Genomic DNA, 22,695 nt, shown 5'->3' with positions numbered 1-22,695 from the left:
ACACAGATAGTGTTGGCAGGCCTTGCGGACTGCCTTGTGTGGGGAATTTTTGACACGGATAAACGCGGATTTCCACGGATTACGGGTGAAATTTGTCACACGGATTGGAGATTCCTACGGAATCCTAATTCCTAACGGAATCTCTATTCCTGCAGAATACCATTTTGCTAACGCAAAATCATTTTTTATTTAAATTTAATACCTTCAAAAAAGAAATGACGTTAGTCATTTCCAATCCGTGTGGCAACCTCTTAGGAGGTTAAATTCCTCACAGAAGGCACTGAGCACAGGGAATATAGAAAAATTATTCTTTTATAAACCTATCTTCACCATTAGTTCGTAAATATTCAGCTGTAAGTTCAACAATTTCATTAGTATAAGTATTTTTCCAGCCGGTTGTATTACCTTCTACTGTTTCCCAATCAAGATAACTATCAAATGTTTGAGATGTTATTTCCCTCAAGCTATTTGGTAAATAAATATTTTTCAATGTAGTACACCATCTGAATGTTTCGTTCAGTATAGTAATTCCTTCTGGTATGGTTATACTTTCAATTTTGGTGTATTCAAATGCAAATTGACCTATTGAGTCCATAGTTGAAGGAAGAGTGATTTCTGTAAGATTTGTTCCTTCAAAAGCATTGTCTCCAATTTCACGTACACCGTCTGTAATAGTAACCTTTGTAATTTTTCTATTTCTATAGAATGCTCCATTACCAACTCTTGAAACCTTACTTCCATCAATAGTAATCTCACCTTCAATCAATTTGTCTGTTCCATTTTCTTTTACATACAGCTTTGTATCGGCATCAGAGGTAGTATATGTGTAAGGGGAACATTCCATTTCTATACCCAGCCACTGTTCTAATGTTCCTGAATAATATACTGTAAATTTATTATGATCGCCGCTTTGAGAATAGAAATTAAAATTTCCTATACTTGTCAATGATGCCGGTAAATAAATTGTTTCTAGATTTGTTGTTCCTCCTAAGCTTTCTTCTCCTATAGTTGTCAGACCATCTGGCAATTTTATGGTTTGAATATTAGAACAATTTTCAAAAGCATTTTCAGGAATTTCTGTAAATGTAGCTTCTGAAAAATCAAGTTCAACAAGAACGTCAGAATTATTTGTTTTTAGTTCATCAAGTGCAGTTTTTAGGCTTGTAAAATCATCTGCTGTTATTGTACCTTCAATGTTTACACTTCCGCTTGTTGTCATGCTGCTTAATGATGAAGTTACACTTGAAACGTTATTTGTTCCCGAGCCTTCCCCCGCTACCGTCCAGCCGCTTGGAATGCCGCTTGCACCGCTTGTCCAGTCGTCCATGCCTTCGGCCTTGGTAAAGGTACCTGTAGAGGCAACCTCTTCAAGCCAGTCTTTTGTGCAGCCAGTTGCACTTATGTTTGTGGCAAGACAGGTTACACTGTTAAGGCTTGTACATCCATTGAACATTTGTCGATAACAATAATCTGCCAGAGTAGTAGCAGGCAGTTCCGGTGCTGTTGTAAGGCTTGTACAGCCAGAGAACATTTCATAATAACAAGAATCTGCCAGCGTAGTAGCAGGAAGTTCCGGTGCTGTTGTAAGGCTTGTACAGTCACTGAACATTGAGTAATAACAAGAATATGCCAGCGTAGTAGCAGGAAGTGTCGGTGCATTTGTAAGGCTTGTACAGCCATCGAACATTAGTCGATAACAAGAATCTGCCAGCGTAGCAGCAGGCAGTTCCGGTGCATTTGTAAGGCTTGTACAGCCATTGAACATATATCCATAACAAGATTTTGTCAGAGTAGTAGCAGGAAGTTCCGGTGCATTTGTAAGGCTTGTACAGCCATAGAACATAGAGTTATAACAAGATTCTGCCAGAGTAGTAGCAGGCAGTTCCGGTGCTGTAGTAAGGCTTGTACAGCCCCAGAACATAGCTGAATAACAAGTTTTTTCCAGCGTTGTAGCCTTGAGTTCCGGTGCTCTTGTAAGGTTTATACATCCTTCAAACATACTTTTACAACAAGATTCCGCCAGTCTTGTAGCCTTGAGTTCCGGTGCTGTTGTAAGGCCTGTACAGCCATTAAACATATTGAAATAACAAAGTTCTGCAAGACTTGTAGCCGGGAGTGCAGGTATTTCTTCAAGGTTTGTACAGTCGTAAAACATTTGTCTATAACAAGATTCTGCAAGACTTGTAGCCGGAAGTTCAGGTGCTTTTGTAAATTTACAGCTTTGGAACATTGACTCGTAACAAAATCTAGTCAGACTTGTTGCAGGAAGTTCTGGGGCAGATGTAAGTTTTGTACAGGCCCAGAACATTCTAGAATAACAAAAGTCTGTCAGTGTTGTTGCTGGAAGCAGCAGGTTCATGTTCTTTATGTTTGAATTATTCATAAAGAGTTCATAAAAAGTATAGCTTTCTGTCAGTGTTTTTTCATTTTTAAAATCAGTACTATTTATAAGGCTCATAATATTGCCGTATACATAGCATTCTTTTGAACAGGAAATTTTACTGTTAGAATTTGAAGTGCCAGTATAGGTTGCGTTATCGCCAAAGAACTGGACTTTATCACCAACGGCAGAAAGGGTAATTTCTGCGCTTGTTCCGCTTGCAATTGTCTGAGCACTTCCGCCGTTTACCTTGAAAGTTACAGGACCACTTGCCTTGTTGCTGAAGGTTACTACAGCTCCGGCTTCAATGGCTTCCAGTGTTAATGGAGTAGCCAAAAGAGTATTAATAGGTGAGTCTCCGTCTATACAGTGAACAACAGTTGCAGGAACATCTTTATTCCAGTTGTTTCCTAAGTTTACGCCTTCCCACTGGGCAATTGTTCCTTCATAGTAAATATCTGCAAGTGAAGTACAGCCCACAAATGCCCCGGCCTGGATTCCGTGTGAATCGCTGCCTGTAATGCCTTCTGGAATTGTGATTGAGTCAAGTTTTGTGCAGTCCTTAAAGGCGTTTTCGCAAATCCACTGGGTATTCGGGCTGAGTGTTACGCTTTCAAGACTTGTACAGCCGTTGAAGAGGTCGTGAATTACATATTCCATCCAGTCTGGAAGCTTGATTGATTTCAACTGTGTACAATTCTTAAAGTATTCGCCAGAATTATAGCTTGTAATTGAACTTGCCTGTGTTGTAGCGCTTGCATCAAGATTGATGTAAACATCAGCAGGGCGGTTCCTTATTGCCTTTGCAACTTTTGCAAGACCTTCATCATCTGACGAAATACCATTTACTGTACTGTTTATGCCTGAGCCAACGGCTCCTTCGACAGCTATGTCGTAAGTTCCGGCATTTGAAAGTCCAAGAATATAAGTTGCTGCAGATTCTGCGCTGCGGTCGCACTTAAGGTTAATACTTATTTCGTGTGGTATGCCAAGGTAAGTTGCCGTAACTTTGAGAGTGTATGTATCTTCATAAGTCTGGGCTGGAATTGTTATTGTGATATATGAAAGGTTGTATCCTATGCTAATTCCACCGGATGTAGAAGAACCTGCAACTTGTGTTCCGCCATTATAAAGTGCTGCCGACCATGTAACCTTATTCTCACCAGATTCTAATACAGTTCCGTTGTAAAGTTTTCTGTCTGCTGGGTAGTATGTTAGTGTTGTCGGAGCTCCGGCAGGTTCTTTTCTTGTTACTGCTGGTGCAACATACAGTACTAATGGTTTGCCTTTATACATACCTTCAGGAGCTGTTGTTTTATCTGCTTCATATGCCGTAAGCGTAAACTTATAATCCGTTGCAGAGTACATTGAACCGCTTGATACGGCAAATGCGGCTTCGGTGCCTTCAAGGGCAACGCCGTAGTTGTTATCGCAGGTGAATACAGCGCCTGGGAGAAGGTTAGGGTTGTTTTCGGCAAAGCCTGTTGTAAATATTTTAGGCGAACCTACTTCTGGTGCTGACGATTTATAAACACCGATTTTGCTTCCTGCGAGGCTTCCTGTTACCTGAATTTTTCTGTTTCCTGAAAGGTAGATGTTAGATGGCGTTGTACCGTCTGCAAAATAGTTGCCGGTAATCTGGTTTTTGCCTGTTATATAGAGGCCTGTGGCATCATTATTATTATAAACAGCACCGCCATCGTAAGCACTGTTACCATCGGTATCAAGTTTTTCTCCGCACTTGTTACCGGTGATTGTACAGCTTGAAAGTGTGAGTTTTCCACTATTATAAATAGCACCACCATTACAATTATGTGCATTATTGCTGTAAATAGAACAGCCTGTCATTTCAAGTTCAGAACCGCTATTAATATAAATAGCACCGTTGTATCCTAGATTTGTATCTTCGGTTCCGCCGTTTTCATAAATCTTACAATTTGTAAGCTTTAATTTTGCTGTCCTGATATAAATTCCACAGTTCTTTGAATTATAGAACTCACAATTTGTGGCTTCATTTTCCTTTCCGTTCAACAAATATATACCTTTAAGTGATTTTGAACTGTCTATCTTAGAATCAAATTTGAGGTTTTCAAGAATTACTTTTGAAGAGCCTGAATCTGCTGCTAACATATAATTCTCATAAGGATAACCAGCTGCATAAATTGTGCGTACACCACCGTAACCTCTGATTTTTACGGTTGCAGAGGCTTTTGATGGAATGAGAATGAAAGGTTTAGTTGCTTCAGGGGTCATGCCTGAAGGTGTTGTTAAATCACTAAGTACACGAACATCACAAATAGAATCTGCATCATAATCTCCATCTGTAAATGCTTTGAGCGCATGCTGGATTGTTCTGTATGGAGCTGTATATGCGCCGGTTGCCAGGGTTTCATCATCACTACCTGTCTGAGAAACATAGAAGAATGCCTGCCGGGTAACTTTTACATTGCTGACACTTGCGGCTTCGCTTGTTGCGTAATAGCTCTTGCTGGCTGTTGCAGAAATTTCGTAAGTTCCCTTAGGAAGATTAAATGAAACTGAACCAGATCCAAAACCATTTTTAAATATTTCAGTTTCACCGACTTTTTTAACAATGTAATTTATAGTTACGCTGCCACATGGGCTGTTGTCTGTTGCTAATCCGTTGTGAGTAATTGTAAATGTATGAAGACCTGTATCTTCATCTGCAGCATAAGAGCCTTCGCTTGCATTAATTGTTGGCGGCTGGAGTTTTTTTGCCTTGTTTGAAATTACTGTTGTCGTCTTTAAGCCGGCATCATCTTCCAGAACAAAGGTGAAAGTTGTTTCCTGGTCTGATGGAGTAATGCCTGTATCAATGTAAACAGGAAGGTAGGCATCTTCCGGTGCGGTAGTAGGGAAGGTAAGGGCATTTGGTTCATCAACCAAAGGATAAACCGGCATAACTGAATTTGAAAAATCAGTTATATTCTTAGTTTCATATGCTGAATCTTCATAGAATGATGCAACGGCTCCGCCTGCTGCAGGTTTATATGTGTAATACAACCTGCCGTTCATGTATAACTTATGAAGGTCATTTTCGTGAACTGTACCGCTTACTTTTGGCATGTAGAAACAAACAATATAAGTTCCGCCGCCAGATTCGCTTCTCTGGAATAATGGATAAACCAGCTCAGGCGGCTGTGTGTCTGTTCTGAGCTGTATGATGTGAGGTTCAAAGCTACGGCCTGAGTTTGGCTCGTAAATTGAAACTGTACCTGAAATATTTTTTGTTCCTATATTATCATTATCAATTTTTTGAAGGAATTCTTCTGAGAAAATTAAATCAACTTTTGTTTTATCTGCGGACTGAATAAAACGAACTGAATTGGAAATAGTGCCTGCAGCTTCACTTACTTCGGCATTTTCAAAAGCGTAGCTGAATTTAAGTGTGTAGGCCTGAGGGTTACGAAGATTCAAAACGATTGTACAGTCTTTGTCTGAAGCTACTGTACGCGGGCTTGTGGTTTCACTTACAATGTTTCCCTGTACAAGGTAGTTATCAATTGCGGCCGTGTTTGTGTATTCATCAAACCAGTTTTTTACCGGCTGATCCCAATCCGGCGAAAGTAAGCTGTCAAATTCACAGGAACTGGCGCTTATTAATAGAAGAGAAAGTAAAAATGTCCGTATTTTTAATTTCATTTTCATCTCCTTAGAACTGCCATCCGGCACCAATTGCCGGCAGCACGACTCCGAATGTCATGTCTTTGTTAGTTGTTAATGAGTAATCCCCGCTAAGTTCAAAATAGAAGCGTTTAATACCTGGAATTACATATAACTGAAGTGCCGCTCCTGCTACATAAGAAAGTGAGATTGTATTTAACGGAACGGAGTCTATGTTGTTTGAAAAATGGAATTTAAAGTTATTAAAGTAGGTAAGGCCTGCGCCTGCGTGGATTTCCAGAAATGCATGTCTTTTGAACATAGGAATCTGGTAAATTGCCAGAAGGTGAGCCATACCAAGGTTACCGTCAATGGTGAAGGTATCCTGTTTTGATTCGATTTTAGTTACGTTGGCGCGTAAGCCCATTCCGATATAGCCCCAGTTGTGCTTGAATGGAAGAAAGCTCATTCTTGCCTGGGCACTGAGTGGGAATATGTTCTGTCCCAAAAAGTCCTGGAAGGTGCTGTCGTGAAGAACGACAGGAAGTACATAGCCGCCTTCTACGTCAAAATCTGCCCATTTTTTGAACTTGATGCTGAATTCACTTGAACCTGTGTTTTCTGAATGAAGTCCGCTGACATCTTTTGCTACAAGGTGGTACTTTCCTACGTCCAGTTCTTTCATATTAAACTGGAGAACGACCTTTCTGTTATTGTGGTCATCGTGCTGGATGATTGATTCCGGTTTGATTTTACGCTTGTTGCTTTCCAGATAGTATTCTGTTGCCTGAATGTCTGGAATAGGGTGGCTTGTTTCCGGCAGCTTGAAGAGGTTTCGTCCTTCTACTTCTACGACACCGTTATTATCAAGGTCATCAAGATAGATTGTCGAACGCATGTAAAGAGGGTAGGTGACGTTACGAACTTCCGGCTTGTAAGCCTGGCGTACAAGGAATTCATCCTGTGAAGTAAGTGAAGATTCAAGAATGCCAAGGATATTGTAAACCTTGATTGTTGAACGGTACTTACCTACAGGAAGGGTTGGTTCAATGTAAATTATGCAGTTCTGGGTTTCTTCATCATTTGTTTCGTGTTCATAATATTTTATCCAGTTATTGTGAATAATACTGAACTGCTCGATTGTAATTTCGTATTTAAGGACGTCTCCGGCGCTGTCCCAGCTGAAAGGCTGACGAATCTGGTTTGCTTCAGCTGTTGCGTCCTGGGCGTTATCTGTTGTAGGAACGGGGATATCAATTATCTGAGGCTGCTTTTTCTTTTTTGCCCAGCCGCTTGCGCAGAGGCTGAGCATGATTAATGAGGCGCAAAGAACTTTTCTATTAATATTACTGTCCATAGAGTTCTCCGTTTTTGCGTCGTTTTCCGCCGTTCTTGTTCATCGTAAAGTCAATTTCAAAGGATCCGCTTGCAGGAGCGCCGTCAATAAGAACCTCGTTTGTTTCTTCGTTCATGATTACAGCGCGAAGCTTCCAGTTGAACTTTCCTTTTGAAAGCTTTGCAAGGTCTGTGTAGCGGCAAGTTGTTGTTGAATTGCCTTCAAGAACTTCTTTTGCAAGCAGATGGCCTTTTTTGTCTGTAATTTCAAGGACGTAAGCCTGGGCGCGCTGTACGGCTGACCAGTTAAAGTCGATGAAAGGAGACTGGCGCAGGTAGGCGGCGTCAAAATATGTGCCGCCTGCTGTTTCTGCCTTTGTCGGGGCAGCAAATGGAGGAATCTCTTCTACTGTAAAGTAGTGAGGTGCTGCGGCAGAAATATCAAGCTCATCTTCTGTTGTGGCATTTACTGTCCATTCGTAAACGCCCGAAGAAAGTTTTCCAAGCTGCTGCTTAGTTGTCTTCTGAACAAAGTTCTTTTCTTCGGCTTCAATTCCGCTTACTTTTTTCAGGTGCAGTTCAGCATGGCTGAATGCTTCCGGCGATTTCCAGATGAGGACTGGCGGGTTTTCAATTGCTTCCCAGCCGCCAAATACCTTGTTGTTTTCCGGCGATGTCAAAGTTACCGGGCGGATTTTTCTTAAACGGAAGTCTGAAGCGCCGATTTTACCGCTTCGGCGTGATGCTGTTTCTGTTTCATAAGTGTAGGCGCGGACTTCCCAGCGGTAAGAGCCTTCTTCAAGGTCATCCATCAAAATCATGTTTGAAGGTTCGCTGATAAAGTTCTGGTCGTAAACAGGAGTATCTTTTCCGCTCTTATAAACTGTAAGGCGGTAGTATTCTGCTTCTTCAACAGGCTGCCACTTGAACTCGTATTCCTGGTTAGGACGAACAACTGCGCGTTTTTCCGGAGTAGGGTCGAGTGGAACAGGGGCATCAAGTTCCGGCACAATTGTAAGCTTCTTGGCAGGAGAAGTTCTGTAGAAGTTGCCGTTTTCTGCCTTAAGGCGCCACCAGTAAGTTCCTTCTTCAAGGTCCACTCCTGAGTAAGCGGCGTTGAGTGTTTTGGCTTCAAATGCAATGTCTGTAAATTCCTTGTTGCGTGAGAATTCAATAGACTGAGCAAAAGTCAGGTTTGTTTTCCATGTAAAGCGGGTATCTGCAACAAGCGGATTCCAGATTGTGTAGTCATCAGGCGGGAAGATAGTTCTCTGAACGATATTTCCGCTTAATGCGTAGAATGACTGAATATCAGATTTTTCTGATTCGTTTCCTTCTGCATCAATCTGGCTTACTGTCCAGAAATATTCTGCATCTTTTAAGAGGGCAGCTTCTGCTTTTGTAAGGGTAATGAAGTTTTCGCTTGTAGTTCTCATAACTATTGGCGAAATCATATTAATATTCTGAGAAAGAGTTACTTTATACTGTACGGCTTCAGGTTCCGGCTTCCATGAAATGTTTATGCGGCCGGCAGACTTATCAATAAAGTCGCCTTTTGCCGGCATAAGAGGCTCCGGCTTTGTAAGCTGTCCGCGTTTTTCAATTCTGAAGGATTTTACGTCAGAAGGATTTGCAAGTCCTGTGCGGTTTACAACATAGAAAGGAGTAACCTGCCACCAGTAAGTGCCTTCTTCCAAAGTAGAAATGATGATTGAGCTTGCCGATGTTCTCTGCTGCAATACCGGATTTGACATATCCGGGCTGCGTGAAATTGCAAAGTTGTAGGCTGTCGCAGAATCTGCTTCTGTCCAGATAAAGCGCAAAGAAGGTGTCTTTTTTCTGTACTGGTAGCTGTAATTTTCTGCCGGTACCAGCTGATTTGGTGTAAGTGACTGAATTACCTGAATGCGGCCTGTCTGAGCGGCAACGCCTTCCTGTCCTGCATCAAGGCGCCAGTAATAAGTGCCTTTTTCCAGATTCATTGAAAGGTGATCCAAGCCCTGGGCTGTAACTTCCTGTACTCCGCGGGTAAAGTTTCTGTCATTTGCAACTGTAAGCTTGATGTTCTGAGTTTTTTCTTCGTCACCAAAGGTGTCCCAGCTAAAGTTTACAGGAGTTTTATCTGCTGTGTAGTAGAGGTATTTCTGATTTGCCTGAGGCTCTTTTACAATAAAGCCGCTCTGCACAAGAACTGTAGCGCCGTCTGCCCCGGCTGCAGCTCCTCCGGCATTTGTAGTCAGCATAACTGCCTTGTCTGTGGTGATTGCAGTTCCGTCTTCAAGAGTTGCCTGACCTTTCTGAACGCTGAGGTTTACGCTTTCGCCTTCTACAGTTTTTGCCGCAGAAAGAATGGTTCCGGCTTTTACTTCAACGTTTACGTTGGCGGTTGTAAGGGTAAGGCCGGCACCTTCTGCAGAAGAGTCTACGGTTGCATTACCGCTTGCAAGGTCGGTTCCCAAAGTTCCGTCATTATGCTTGAAGACCTGTGCCATTGTGTTTTCTGCAAGGTCAAGAATAGTTCCGTCATCAAACCAGATTGTAGCTTCAGAAAGTTCTGCCGTATGGATGGTATCTCCATTGTATACGGGAGAATTCTGCTGGAGTCTGTCCCAGATTACGCGGTCCAAAAATTTACGCTGGGCTGTCTTGTACTTAAAAGTGATTTTAGCAATCGGTTCTTCGTTTAACTTTTCTAGGGCGCGGAAGAAGCTTTTGTAAAAAAGGTGTGTGTTTATTCCCGCGCACACAAGACAAAGTGAAACGGCGATCCAGAATGGAAGGACTAAATCATTTTTTAACTTGAATCTTGTTTTCTTCTTCATTCAAGTTCACCGAACCAAATTCTGGAATTGGAATTCCCAAGAGATTGCGTACTTCATTCAATGTTTTTGGACCTGTTTTTCCTACGCAGCGGGCGCAGTCTTCATCAAGAACAAAGTTTTCATCGCCTTTCTTAAAGAATTCTTCTATATTAAAAGCAGGCATATTAACAACACCGTAGAAGTGCTGTGCGCCTTTACCTTTTACTTCAAACTCAACAGGAATCATTTCTACAACGATTTCGCTTGCGGCAAACTCCGGCTTAATGGTGAAGTTATTTTCTTCACACTTGATGTAGTCCATCTTAAGCAGGTTGTAGGTGTCCTGGGTAATCAAAATATCAGTTCCACAAGGCTTGTTGGAACTTTCTGTACGGCTTGCAAAGTTTACGCTGTCACCGATGGCGGTATATTCCATCTTGTCTTCACTACCCATGATACCGCAGGTTGCGCGACCGGTGTTGATACCGCATCCGATTCTGATGTGAGGCTTGTATTTTGCCTTTGGTTCGCCTTCATGGGCCTTTGTAAAGGCTTCTGCATCCTTGTTGTACTGCATGAGGGCGTAGCGCATGGCGATTGTACCTGTAATTGCGCTGATTGCATCCTGTTTTACGTGGCTAAGGTGAGTTTCTTCCTTCTGCTTTTTGTCCGGATCTGAATCCGGCAGAAGTTCAAAGCTCAAATCTTCATCGCGAAGGATTCCCCAAACCGCCATGATAGCGTCACCTTCAAACTTATCGATTGTACCGCCAGAAATTGTAACGCAGTTTACCATGCGGCTCATGTAGTCGTTCAAGAAGCCGATGATTTCGCGAGGGCTTTCTTCACCAAAGCGGTTTTTAAAGCCGTCTGAAATGGCTGTAAAGCCGCGGATATCGCTGAAGAAGATGCTTACGTCCTTAAGGTGAGGCTCAAAGTCGATTTCCTTTCTGGCGATTGCCTTTGCAACACCGCGGTTTGTAAAGCGGGCGAAGGTATTCAGGAATTCCTGTTCGTCCTGAGTTGATTTATTCAAAACACCGATTTCATCACGGCGTTTAGTGTTCAGTTTAGAAATGATTGGAGTATTAAAGTTTCCCTGATTGATTTCTTCCGCAGAGGCTGTAAGGAAGCGGAGCGGGCGGGAAATTGCAAAGCGGGCGAAGGTCAAAATAAAGATGATGGAAATGAAAAGAACGATTCCCATCAGATAAAGGTTGTTGCGGCGGGTTGCGCGTACACCTTCAAGAATTGTATCAAGTGGAACTGTCGTAATTACGCAGATATCTGCAAGGGCGATTTTCTGGAAGGCGCCAATCTGCCTGGTCTTTTTCTTTCCGTTTTCGTCTGTCTGCTCAAAAATTACCTGACGGCTTTCTTCGTTGTTCTGGTTTTCATTGCGCATCTTTTCTACAAGCGGATGATTTGTCATGCTCTGTCCGCTCAGGATTCTGTCCAGTTCTGCATGGCAGAGAAGGTCGTCGCTGTCATTGATGATAAAGGTCTGGTTTGTGCTTCCTGTTCCAAGCAAATCTGAAAGGCTTTCTGTACTGAAGAGAATTATTAAGGCCTGTTCAAGTCCGCTTTCGTGGTAGGGAAGGAGAAGGGCCAGCATACCGCTTTTGAAAAATGGAGAAGCGTTCAAGGCAATTGTTTCGCCGCTGATTGTTCTTGTAATGTATCTGCCTGACTGGGCTAAAAAGTTGTCTGTTGCAGCGAAATCGATTTCGTTGGAATTGAAAAATCTGATGTTTTTAAGCTGATTGTTAGTAAGAAAATCCTGACGGCCTGGGCGGGCAGAGAGAAGAAGGATTTCTGCAATATCCTGATTGCGTTCAAAGAAGAAGGCTTCTGCCTGTTTTGCCAGCGCTGAGTTTTTACCGCCGCTTGAAACGTTAATCAAATCAAGCAGCTGCAGGACGTTTGCGCGGACAGATGAAAGTTCATTCTGAACAGTCTGGGCGGAACGCGTGTTGATTGTAAGGTTGTTCTCTTCAGCAGTGATGCGGACATCTTGAGAAACAAAGTAACTGTTCAGGAAGGTGACGCTCGAAAGTGAAGCCAGGACAATAATACCGATGATTATTGCAAGTTTTACGCCGATAGGAAAATTTTTTTCTTTACTCTCTGTTTTCATAGTTTTTAGATATATTTTTTTTATTATAGTTAACTAATATTATAGTAAGAAAATCTTTATTTCAATAACGGTTCTTTTTTTTGTAAAATTTTTTTTGAATTTTATTGACGTTTATGCTTGGAAATTAGTAATTTAAAGAGTGATAAAACAGATACAGGACGTTTAGAAATGGCTGAAGAAAATCAGAACGAAGAAACTGAACAGACAAAAGAAAAGACAGAAAATCAGGCTGAAAATACTGAAACTAAAGCCGCTGAAGGCGAAGAAAAAGCTGATTCTGCTGATGCTGCTAAGAGCGAGGAGAAGGAACTTACTCCGGAAGAAAAGATTGCGCAGCTTGAAAAAGAAAATGCTGACCTTAAAGACCAGCTTTTGCGCCGTGCGGCTGACTTTGATAACTACCGCAAGCGCATGATGAAAGAAAAGCAGGAAACTTTTGATTACGCAAACGCTAATCTTCTTGGCGACCTGCTGGATTCTCTTGATAACTTTGACCGCACTATTGACGCTGCTGCCACTGCAAAGGATGTTAAATCGGTTGTAGACGGCATCAAGATGATTAACAAGGGTCTTGTAAAAATGCTTGAAGACAAATACGGTCTTGTAAGCTTTGGTAAAGAAGGCGATGAGTTTAATCCTGACGAGCACGAAGCCATTGGCAGAACTGAAGATGAAAAGGCAAAGAAGGAAACTTTGATGCAGGTTTATCTGAAGGGCTACAAATTGAAAGAGAAAATTATCCGCCATGCTAAGGTAATGGTTAAGGTACCAAAGGCATAAGACGGGGCGTTGCGGGGTGTCCCCGCTAGAAGGGGTAGCGTAAAACCGAAGGTTTGAAGCGAGGGGAAGGCTTTCCCCACCCTGGCATATTAGAGTATATAATTAAGAGGTAGATAAAATGGGAAAAATTATTGGTATTGACTTGGGAACAACAAACTCTTGTGTTGCCGTAATGGAAAACGGTGAACCGGTTGTAATTCAGAACTCAGAAGGTGGACGTACAACTCCATCTATCGTAGGTTTTACTTCTAAGGGTGAACGTATTGTAGGTCTTCCTGCAAAGAACCAGATGGTTACAAACCCTAAGAACACTGTTTATTCTGTAAAACGTCTTATTGGTCACCGCTTTGCTGAACTTCAGGGCGAAGCTACAAAGCTTCCATATACAGTTGTAGACAACGGTGCAGACTGCCGTGTTGAAGTTGACGAAAACGGAGCTAAGAAAAAATACTCTCCACAGGAAATTTCTGCTTTCATTTTGCAGAAGATGAAGAAAACTGCTGAGGACTACCTAGGAACAGAAGTTACAGAAGCTGTTATTACAGTTCCAGCTTACTTCAACGATGCTCAGCGTCAGGCTACAAAAGATGCAGGTAAAATCGCTGGTCTTGATGTAAAACGTATCATCAACGAACCTACAGCTGCTTCTCTTGCTTTTGGTTTCAAACAGGATTCTGATAAAGAAAAGACAATCGCCGTTTATGACCTTGGTGGTGGTACATTCGATATTTCTATTCTTGAACTTGGTGACGGTGTATTTGAAGTTAAATCTACTAACGGTGATACACACCTTGGTGGTGATGACTGGGACCGTGCAATCATCAACTGGCTTGTTGACGAATTCAAGAAAGATACAGGAATTGACCTTTCTAAGGATCCTATGGCTATGCAGCGTCTTCGTGAAGCTGCTGAAAATGCAAAAATCAGCTTGTCTAACCAGACAACTACAGATATCAACCTTCCGTTCATCACAGCTGATGCAACAGGTCCAAAACACTTGCAGAAGTCTTTGAGCCGCGCTCAGTTTGAACAGATGACAGAAGATTTGTTCGAAAGAACTAAGGAACCTTGCCGCAAGGCTATGGCTGACGCTGGAATTACAGCAGACAAGATTGACGAAGTTCTTTTGGTTGGTGGTTCTTCTCGTATGCCTAAAGTTCAGGAAATTGTAAAATCAATTTTCGGTAAGGAAGGTTCTAAGGGAGTTAACCCTGATGAAGCAGTTGCAGTTGGTGCAGCTATCCAGGGTGGTGTACTTGGCGGAGACGTAAAAGACGTTCTTCTTCTTGATGTAACTCCTCTTTCTCTTGGTATTGAAACAATGGGTGGAGTAATGACAAAACTTATTCCACGTAACACAACAATTCCTACAAAGAAGAGCCAGGTATTCTCTACTGCTGCTGACGGACAGACTGCAGTATCTATCCACGTACTTCAGGGTGAACGTGAAATGGCTGACCAGAACCGTACACTCGGACGCTTTGACCTTGTAGGTATTCCAGCAGCTCCACGTGGTGTTCCACAGATTGAAGTTACATTCGATATCGATGCAAACGGTATTGTTCACGTATCTGCAAAAGATTTGGGAACTGGTAAGGAACAGCACATCCAGATTACTTCTTCTTCTGGTTTGAGCGAAGATGAAATTAACAAGATGGTAAAAGATGCAGAAGCTAATGCTGCTGCAGATAAGGCTCGCCGTGAAAGCGTTGATGCTAAAAACGAAGCTGACAGCTTGATTTACGCTACAGAAAAATCTGTAAAAGATCTTGGCGACAAGGTTGATGCAGCTGAAAAGCAGAAGATTGACGATGCTATCGCAGCTCTCCGCCAGGCTTTGCAGTCTGACAATGTAGAAGACATCAAGGCTAAGACTGAAGCTTTGAAACAGGCTTCTTACAAGATTGCCGAAGAACTTTATAAACAGCAGGGTGCCGCAGGTGCAGCCGGAGCCACTGGAGCTCAGCCAGGAGCTGACGCTGGTGCAGGTGCAAATGCAGGCGACGCTGGTGCTTCTTCATCAAGCAGCTTTAACAAAGGCAACGCTGATGATGTTGAGTATGAGGTTAAAGACGAAAAGTAAGCTGAACTTTTGGGCAGGTTATTTGCCCGGAAGTTATAAGTAACTAATTTGACTATGAAAAAATGCGGAGCGGAGATCAGGTTCTCTGCGGAAGCATTTTTTCATTTTTTAGGTTACATTTTATTTAGAAGCTTTTAGGAAACATATATGGCAAAACGTGATTATTATGAAGTATTAGGCGTAGAAAAATCCGCAACTCAGGATGACATCAAAAAGGCATACCGCAAGCTCGCCGTAAAATATCATCCGGACAGAAATCCGGGAGATAAGTCTGCGGAAGAAAAATTCCGCGAGGCAACAGAAGCTTACGAAGTTCTTTCTGATGAAAAGAAGCGTCCAATCTATGATCAGTACGGTTTTGCCGGCCTTGACGGAATGGGTCAGGGTGGTGGAGGCGGATATTCTCACGCCTTCCACGATTTCAGCGACTTGTTCGGCGGAGCAGGCGGCGGCTTTGGAGATATTTTTGACAGTATCTTTGGAGGCGGTTTTGGCGGCGGACGTTCATCACGTTCTCAGGGCCCTGCTGCAGGTTCAAGCCTTCGCTACGATTTGAACATTCAGTTCAAGGACGCAGTTTACGGAACAAGCGCAACAATTCACTTTAAGCACAACGAAGCCTGCGATGCCTGTCACGGAAGTGGCGGCGCTGCCGGCTCAAGCAGAAAAACTTGTCCTACCTGTGGAGGTGTGGGTCAGGTTCGCCAGGGCAACGGCTTCTTTACAATTCAGCAGCCATGTCCTACCTGCCGCGGAAAGGGTACAACAATCGACAAGCCTTGTCCAAAATGCCGCGGAACTGGTATTCAGGAAAAGAGCAAGGAAATGTCTCTTAAAATCCCAGCCGGTGTTGATAACGGAAAGCGTATCGTAATCCGCGGAATGGGTGACGTTGGCGAAAACGGCGGTCCTGCAGGAGACCTTGTAGTTGTACTTCACGTTGAGCAGCATCCACTCTTTGAACGCGACGGTCAGGATTTGTACTGCGCTGTTCCTGTTACAATGGTACAGGCCGCGCTGGGCTGCGAAATTACAATAACTGGCCTTGATGGTAAGAAGATTACGATAAAAGTGCCGGACGGAACTGCAAACGGCAAGCTTCTTCGCATTAAGGGTGAAGGTGTTCCAGCCGGAGCTACTGGCCGCAAGGGTGATTTGTACGTAAAAATCATGGTGCAGATTCCAACAAAGCTTTCTACAAAACAGAAGGATTTGCTTTCTCAGTATCTTGCCCTCGAAAATCCTCCAAAAGAACCTCAGTTGATGAAGCTTTCTTCATTAGAGTAATGCGTGCGGTTAAAAAGGAAAGTTACCAACTTCCAGATGAAGTTAACCGCACTAACACATTTTTACAAGCGTTTATAACATTAATTTTTTCTCCAAAAACGCCGATAATATGATAAAATAGTTTAAACTATGCTAGAGGCTATTTATGTATCGAACATGTAAAAAAATCATATTATCGGCCATTTACACACTTTCGGCCCTTCTTTTTATCATTCTTTCAGTTCTTTTAACGCCGCTTACTCTTTCAAATAATGCAAATATCTATATTTTTCTTATTACTGCCATTCTTTTTCTTACAGTAATTTTCTGCGCAAACAAGGCTCTCAAATATCTTTTGAATTTTGCCCGCAGGCATACTATCGAATCTGGTGAAACAACTCTTTTGAGTGAATTTATCGATAAGCTTCGTTTCAGTTATTCACGCGATGACTTTGTAAACAATGTTTCTGAAGTTCTGGAAAAAAAAGGTGACTGTTCTGTAATCGTAATTGACCGAGAAAAAAATTACGTTCTTTACAACAGTCCAAGCCGCATTTCTACTTCTGAAACTGTTCATAGAACTATCGACCTGAACTACCCGGCAACTTGGGAAGACGGCTTTTATTTCTTTGATCATCATATTGGTGTTACTTCTAAGTTTAAAAAAGCCCGCGGATTCTTCCTCTGCTATCAGAAAAATCACGTATTTGTTTTCTGTAAATATACCCGCCTTTTCGATACTGACGTTTATGACCGCCTTTTTGAGGAATACAAGCGCTTTATTTCGCGAACACGCACAATCGGTACTCTTTCTGAAATTTCTGATACAACAAAGGAATGGGAACAGCTTGCTATTACACAGCAGTCCTTCCTGCCTCAGCGTATTCCAAGCATTCAGAACCTTAAGATTGCTACATATTACCGCCCTCTGGTAAACGTTTCCGGTGACTATTATTCAATTCTTCCAATTGATAAGAGCCGAACCCTTCTGATGCTTGGAGACGTATCCGGTAAGGGACTTCCTGCCGCCCTGATTATGGGTTTGGTAATGAACACTGTTCAGATTATTGAAGATAAAAACGACCTGGTTGGTGTAATTCATTCGGTTGATAAGGCTATTAAGGGAATGCACCTTCAGGATAAATATACTGTATTGTTCCTTGGAATTGTTGATACAGAGCGAATGACAATCCGCTACATCAATGCTTCCATGTCTGACCCTATTATTCTTTCTCCTTCTCCAAACGGTTACCGCATAAAGCCTCTTACTTCAAATGCCAGCCTTGTCGGAATCCTTGATATGGGTGATGTTACTGTTGCAGAAAAACGCCTCTTCCGCGGAGACGTAATCCTTATGGCTACCGACGGTGTTTCTGAAGTTATGGATGAAAGCGGTGTTGAACTTGGTGAAACTGATATTTTCAAGAAGACCCTGCAGGCTGGTGCAGCAAAAGAGCCTCAGAAAATGGTCGATGATATTGTAGATTTGGTTATGAAATATAATGGTGATAAGAAACTTCACGATGATATTACAATGATGATTGCAAAGGTAGGTTATTAGTATGGTATATATTCTACTTAATATTTTCTTATGTGTTCAGCTTTTCTTTATTGCAAACATTGTAGATAGACGCATTCGTGATGAATCTTATGATGCATCAGGTATTTCTGTTTCCCTGCTTTTGTGTACTGTAGAGGCAATCCTCTTTACAATTATTCTTGTTCTTAAAGATTTCTGGCTTGCAAAGTTTACAGCCCAGCTTATGCGTCTTGTACTTATTCTGGACAGCGTAAGCATTTTAATGCTCAGTTCCAGCCTGCTTGCCCTTACAAAGCGCCGAGAACCTACTTACGCAAAGATTTTCCGCTGGATTCTTTACCTTTTTATCATTTACATAAATCTCTTTAAGGTATCCGATGTTGTAGTTCGTCTTGAAGATGGTGTGCGCATCATTTCACCATATCTTTTTGACCGTCCGGCTTCAGATTTCTTCCCTATCAGATGGTACAGTCTTCAATTTATAATTTCAAAAATCGTATTCCCGGTTTTCTGCTATCTGGGACTTCAGGTTGCAGAGGAAGACGGTACTAACCAGCTTCACCGCTACCGCTGTTCGGTAATAGGTGAGGGTATTATCCTTATGTGGGGAGCATATCTTGCAATTCAGTTCCTTGCTGCCCGCTACCTTAAGATTACACTTTTGTTCGAATTCCCTCCGCTTCTTTTGTTTGTAATTATTTCCAGCGCCCTTAATAAAAAGAACGTTCCTTCTGCGCGAGGTCTTTTTGTCGGCTTCCTCAGAATTCTTTTGACATATATTTTGCCGGCTGCTTTTGTCGGAGTTCTCTTTATCTTTATCCGTCCTCAGAACTCTTATGCGGAAGCTGCCTTCCTTATTCCTTTCCTTATCGTTTCTGTTCTGGCGGTTCTGGTTTCTTTCCGCATTAATGATAAGCTTTCTTCTATGGGGCATATTTATACTTCTGACTATGAAGATTCTTTGGAAACTGATCTTGCCGGAATTGACTATGCAGAAACTGAAATGGACCTTATTGCCGCAAAGGTGTTCAACGCAATCAAAAAGAACGTAGAAAATACTTCAATGACAGTTTACATCATTGATACTATGAACACTTTGGGAATTGCCTATACTACTGCCAATGTCCGCAATACTATTCAGCTGGCAAATACTCCGGTTCTTGAAAACCTTCTTAACATAAACAAGACTGTCGTATCTTATGAGGAAGTAGAGGATAACCACTTCCTTTCAGATATGAAAAAAGAGATTTATGACCTCTTTGCCTACACCAAATCTGATGCCTTCATTATTCTTGCTGAAGGTCATACTATTTTTGGTCTTATCTGTCTTGGTAAAAAGGTTGGTGGTGACCACTTTACAGCCCGCGATTCTGTAATTTTCAGCCGTCTCTATTCAAACTTCTTCGTATTCGGTTACTACATGCGTAACATTGCGAACAAGGATATCATGACGGTCGTAAACCGCGAAATCCGCATGTCTTCTCAGATTATTACTTCTATTCAGGAAAACATCGATACAATCAAGAACCCTAAGGTTGATATCGGTTATCTGATGGTTCCTTCTCATAACATTGGTGGTGAGTTTATCGACGTTATCCGTTTGACAGACAAACGCTACCTCTTTGTAGTAGGTGACTTGAGCGGTAAGGGTATTGCGGCTTCTATGAGTATGGTCATCCTTAAGTCCATCATCCGTTCTTACCTGGCAGAAACCCACAACTTTAAGCAGCTTGTTGTTAAGCTCAACGAGTTCGTAAGAAACAGCCTTCGTAAGGGTACAATTTTTGCCGGCCTATTTATGATTGTTGATTTTGATACTGACACAATGTATTACATCAACTGCGGTATTCCGGCCCTCTTCTCTTATACTCAGGTTTACAACAACGTTATTGAAATCCAGGGTAGCGGTCACGTTCTTGGATTCGTAAAAGATATTTCTCCTTATATTTCGGTTAAATCTACAAAGCTTAACCGCGGTGATATTCTTCTTGCCTGTACAGACGGTCTTTTGCAGTCTCACTCGCTTCGTGGTGAGCAGTTTGGTCGTGAGCGTGTTCAGCGCATGCTTATTGATAACTCAACTTATCCTGCACAGCGAATGACTCAGTTTACTTTTGATGCGCTTAAAAAGTTCATGCAGAAGGAAATGGAAGACGACGTTAGTATCTTGATTTTGAAATACGAAACTGCTGCCAAATATGTTGATGAAGAAGCTGCGGCTAAGGCCGAGGCAGAAAAGGCAGCGGCAGAAGCGCAGGCGGCTGTTCAGGCTGAAAGTGCTGCTGCAGAAGTGGCAGAAGCTGGGGCTGAAGGAAGTGCTGCAGAAGGTGCTGGGGCCGCTGGTGCGGGTGAGGCTGCCGTTAGTGGCGGCAGTGAAGCTGCGTCAGAGGAAACACCTTCATTCTTCCAGATTGATAACTCCCGCGAAATGTCAGAAGCTCAGTTTGAAGAAAAACAGAAGCAGCTTGACGCTCAGGTTGCAGAAAAGCAGACTGCAAAACTTCCGGAAGATGTTTCTGACCAGCAGATTGACGTTCAGACAGAAAATGCCCAGACACCAGAGCCAGAAAAGCCTGCAGTTGTCGTTCAGCATGATGCTCCGCCGGAAGGTTTTGATACATCAGAGCTTGATGAACTAGATTCGCTTTTAAGTGATATTGGACTTTAAGGGAGGTAAAGGTAAATGGATCAGTTAGCTATTACAGAAAAAGACGGTGCAAACTATCACCTTTACATTCTGGAAGGCGCCTTGAACGCTTATACAATGGGTGAATTTCAGAATACTCTTTATGAAGCTGTAATTTTTAAGAATATAGTTCTTGATATGTCTCAGCTGGTTGAACTGGATCCTTCAGGGGTAGGCTTTTTGATGGCCGCCTTCAATGATGCTGAAGAGTACGGTCACAAGCTGTATTTTTTGTCTTTATCTAACGAGGCGGAGAAGGCGCTGGCGGCCACGGGCTTCAAGAATGAATTTCATCTCATAAACTCGATTACCGAGGCCACCTAATAAATCGTATGTCATTATCGGGCTTGACCCGATAATCTCTTATAGATTGCCGGATCAAGTCCGGCAATGACACGGCATCTATTTTTCAATCACAATGCGGTTCTGGGCTTCCTTGTATTTTTCTGGGAAGCTGCCGCCAAGGCTCTTTACGTATTCCGTAAGAACATCGCAGTCTACCATTGGGGTAACAGAATTTATAAGTTTTGCCCCCTTAAAGAGATGTCCGTCTCCGTGGTTTGCTATTACAAAGTCAGGACCTGCAATTCTGTAAGTTTTGTTTACGTCCAAAGGTTGGCCGTTTACATAAACATCGTGAACACGATATTCTCCGTTTACATTTCCTGTAAAGCAGGCTTTTTCATTAACTTCTACAGAACTTGGGATTGCCGTATTAATTTTATAGCTAATGCCGGAAACATGTAAAAATCCACCAAAGTTTTCTGGAACTTTTTTTGCACCGTATTCAAGTTCATCAAGAAGAGACTGGCCTGAAATTTCATAAAGGCAGATATAGTTTCCAAAAGGATGAACGCTGAGCATGTCATAAAGAGTTATATCACCTTTATCAATTCCGCCGCGAATACCGCCGCCGTTAATTATAGCGACATCTGCCTTGAAAATAGCTTTTCCAGCATCTGTAATAAAATCACCAAGAGGAAGCTCTCCGCTTCGTGTAAGCCATTTTTTATTTGCATCAAGGGCAGGAAGTTCATAATCAATGTAGCCTATTGTTTTATTTAAGCTTCTATGAATATCAGCCTTAATTGTTTCAATTTCTGCAGCGATTCTGGCATCTTTACTTTCACTGTCTTTTGCCGGAACCTGAGAAACAAGTTCTGTAGTAATTTTTCCTTCTGTTGAAATTGTTACTTTACCGATGTTTAGAAGCTTTGTTCCGCTCTGTGTGATTGGTATTGCTTTTCCATCTTTATCCTCTGCCATAAGAAGAGGAGTAATTTCGTGGCTGTGGCTGTCAATCAGGGCATCTGCACCAGAAATTCTTGCAATGAGGTTCATGGAATTCCAGTCAGAAACTGTAGTTTTTTCTCCAAGGTGGGCAAGGAGAATTACAAAGTCTGCGCCCTTGCTGCGTGCTTCGTCGATTGCGGCCTGTGTAAGTTCAACCATTTTCATGCCGCCCTTATCGCCGCCAAAATCATAAATTGTATTTCCTTTTTTATCCTGGAAGGTTACCGGATTTGAGGCAACTAATGTTTCTGGTGTGCTTACACCAACGAAGGCAACTTTTGTATCTCCATAAGAGAAGATTTTATAAGCCGGGAAAATAGCCTTGCCTTTTTTGTTTAAGAAGTTGCAGGAAATGTAACCGCATTTAAGCTTTTTTGACATTTTCATTAACTGTGGTATTCCGTAATCAAATTCGTGGTTACCAGGAATGGCAAGGTCATAACCTGTTTCGTTCATAAGGTTAACGATGTATTCGCCTTTTGAAAATGAACCGATTGTAGCGCCCTGAAGGGCATCTCCGGCATCTACAAGGGTAACGTAAGGGGTAAGTTCTTTCATTTCCTGCTTGTAGAGGGAAAGTCCTGCATAGCCGATGCTGTCATCAACGCCGCAGTGAACATCATTTGTGTACAAAATTACGATGTCTTTGTCGGGATTTGCCGCAAAAGCAGAAATCGTAAAAAAGGCAGCCGCCAGAAGGGCTGTCATAAACTTAGATTTTTTCATACTGTTATTCCTCCAGTTATTATGAATATTATTATACCTAATCT

The 22,695-nt window shown here is 42.3% G+C and carries 11 protein-coding genes; 6 read left to right on the top strand and 5 right to left on the bottom strand.

Annotated elements, in window-relative coordinates; all coding sequences use genetic code 11:
• Positions 1–304: 304 nt before the first annotated feature.
• From T530_RS0112770 to T530_RS0112755, 4 genes are read right to left on the bottom strand one after another with little or no spacing between them, the layout of a single operon-like run.
• Positions 305–6,043: a leucine-rich repeat protein gene (locus T530_RS0112770; RefSeq protein ID WP_027729349.1), complete on the bottom strand. Its 5,739-nt coding sequence runs from the start codon at positions 6,041–6,043 to the stop codon at positions 305–307.
• 10 nt (positions 6,044–6,053) lie between these two features.
• Positions 6,054–7,361: a hypothetical protein gene (locus T530_RS15220; protein ID WP_027729348.1), complete on the bottom strand. Its 1,308-nt coding sequence runs from the start codon at positions 7,359–7,361 to the stop codon at positions 6,054–6,056.
• Positions 7,351–10,161, bottom strand: coding sequence for a FecR domain-containing protein (locus T530_RS0112760; RefSeq protein WP_027729347.1), 2,811 nt, complete (start codon positions 10,159–10,161; stop codon positions 7,351–7,353). The genes T530_RS15220 and T530_RS0112760 overlap by 11 nt, the downstream gene beginning before the upstream one ends.
• Complete coding sequence (locus T530_RS0112755; RefSeq protein ID WP_027729346.1) at positions 10,127–12,277, bottom strand: adenylate/guanylate cyclase domain-containing protein; 2,151 nt, start codon at positions 12,275–12,277, stop codon at positions 10,127–10,129. Before T530_RS0112755 ends, T530_RS0112760 begins: the two co-directional genes overlap by 35 nt.
• 168 nt (positions 12,278–12,445) lie before the next feature.
• On the opposite strand from T530_RS0112755, the gene T530_RS0112750 reads away from it, so the two are divergent.
• The 6 genes from T530_RS0112750 (at position 12,446) to T530_RS0112725 (ending at position 20,956) form a co-directional block, all read left to right on the top strand.
• Complete coding sequence (locus T530_RS0112750; RefSeq protein WP_027729345.1) at positions 12,446–13,057, top strand: nucleotide exchange factor GrpE; 612 nt, start codon at positions 12,446–12,448, stop codon at positions 13,055–13,057.
• A gap of 118 nt (positions 13,058–13,175) precedes the next feature.
• A complete protein-coding gene (gene dnaK / locus T530_RS0112745; protein WP_027729344.1) occupies positions 13,176–15,140 on the top strand; it encodes a molecular chaperone DnaK in 1,965 nt (654 codons plus the stop codon).
• 147 nt (positions 15,141–15,287) lie between these two features.
• A complete protein-coding gene (gene dnaJ / locus T530_RS0112740) occupies positions 15,288–16,427 on the top strand; it encodes a molecular chaperone DnaJ (RefSeq protein WP_027729343.1) in 1,140 nt (379 codons plus the stop codon).
• A 145-nt stretch (positions 16,428–16,572) separates the two neighbouring features.
• Positions 16,573–17,967, top strand: coding sequence for a PP2C family protein-serine/threonine phosphatase (locus T530_RS0112735; protein ID WP_027729342.1), 1,395 nt, complete (start codon positions 16,573–16,575; stop codon positions 17,965–17,967).
• A gap of 1 nt (position 17,968) precedes the next feature.
• Positions 17,969–20,614, top strand: a complete 2,646-nt coding sequence (locus T530_RS14930; protein ID WP_051537991.1) for a PP2C family protein-serine/threonine phosphatase — start codon at positions 17,969–17,971, stop codon at positions 20,612–20,614.
• Between the two features lie 15 nt (positions 20,615–20,629).
• On the top strand, positions 20,630–20,956 hold the full coding sequence (locus T530_RS0112725; protein ID WP_027729341.1) for an STAS domain-containing protein: 327 nt from the start codon (positions 20,630–20,632) through the stop codon (positions 20,954–20,956).
• A 78-nt stretch (positions 20,957–21,034) separates the two neighbouring features.
• Here T530_RS0112725 and T530_RS0112720 read toward each other — a convergent pair whose 3' ends face one another.
• On the bottom strand, positions 21,035–22,651 hold the full coding sequence (locus tag T530_RS0112720) for a bifunctional UDP-sugar hydrolase/5'-nucleotidase (protein ID WP_027729340.1): 1,617 nt from the start codon (positions 22,649–22,651) through the stop codon (positions 21,035–21,037).
• Positions 22,652–22,695: the final 44 nt, after the last annotated feature.

Source organism: Treponema sp. C6A8, assembly GCF_000619925.1.
Lineage (GTDB): Bacteria > Spirochaetota > Spirochaetia > Treponematales > Treponemataceae > Treponema_D.
Note: the sequence above shows the minus strand (reverse complement) of the source record. Positions and strands in the feature narration are given on the sequence as shown.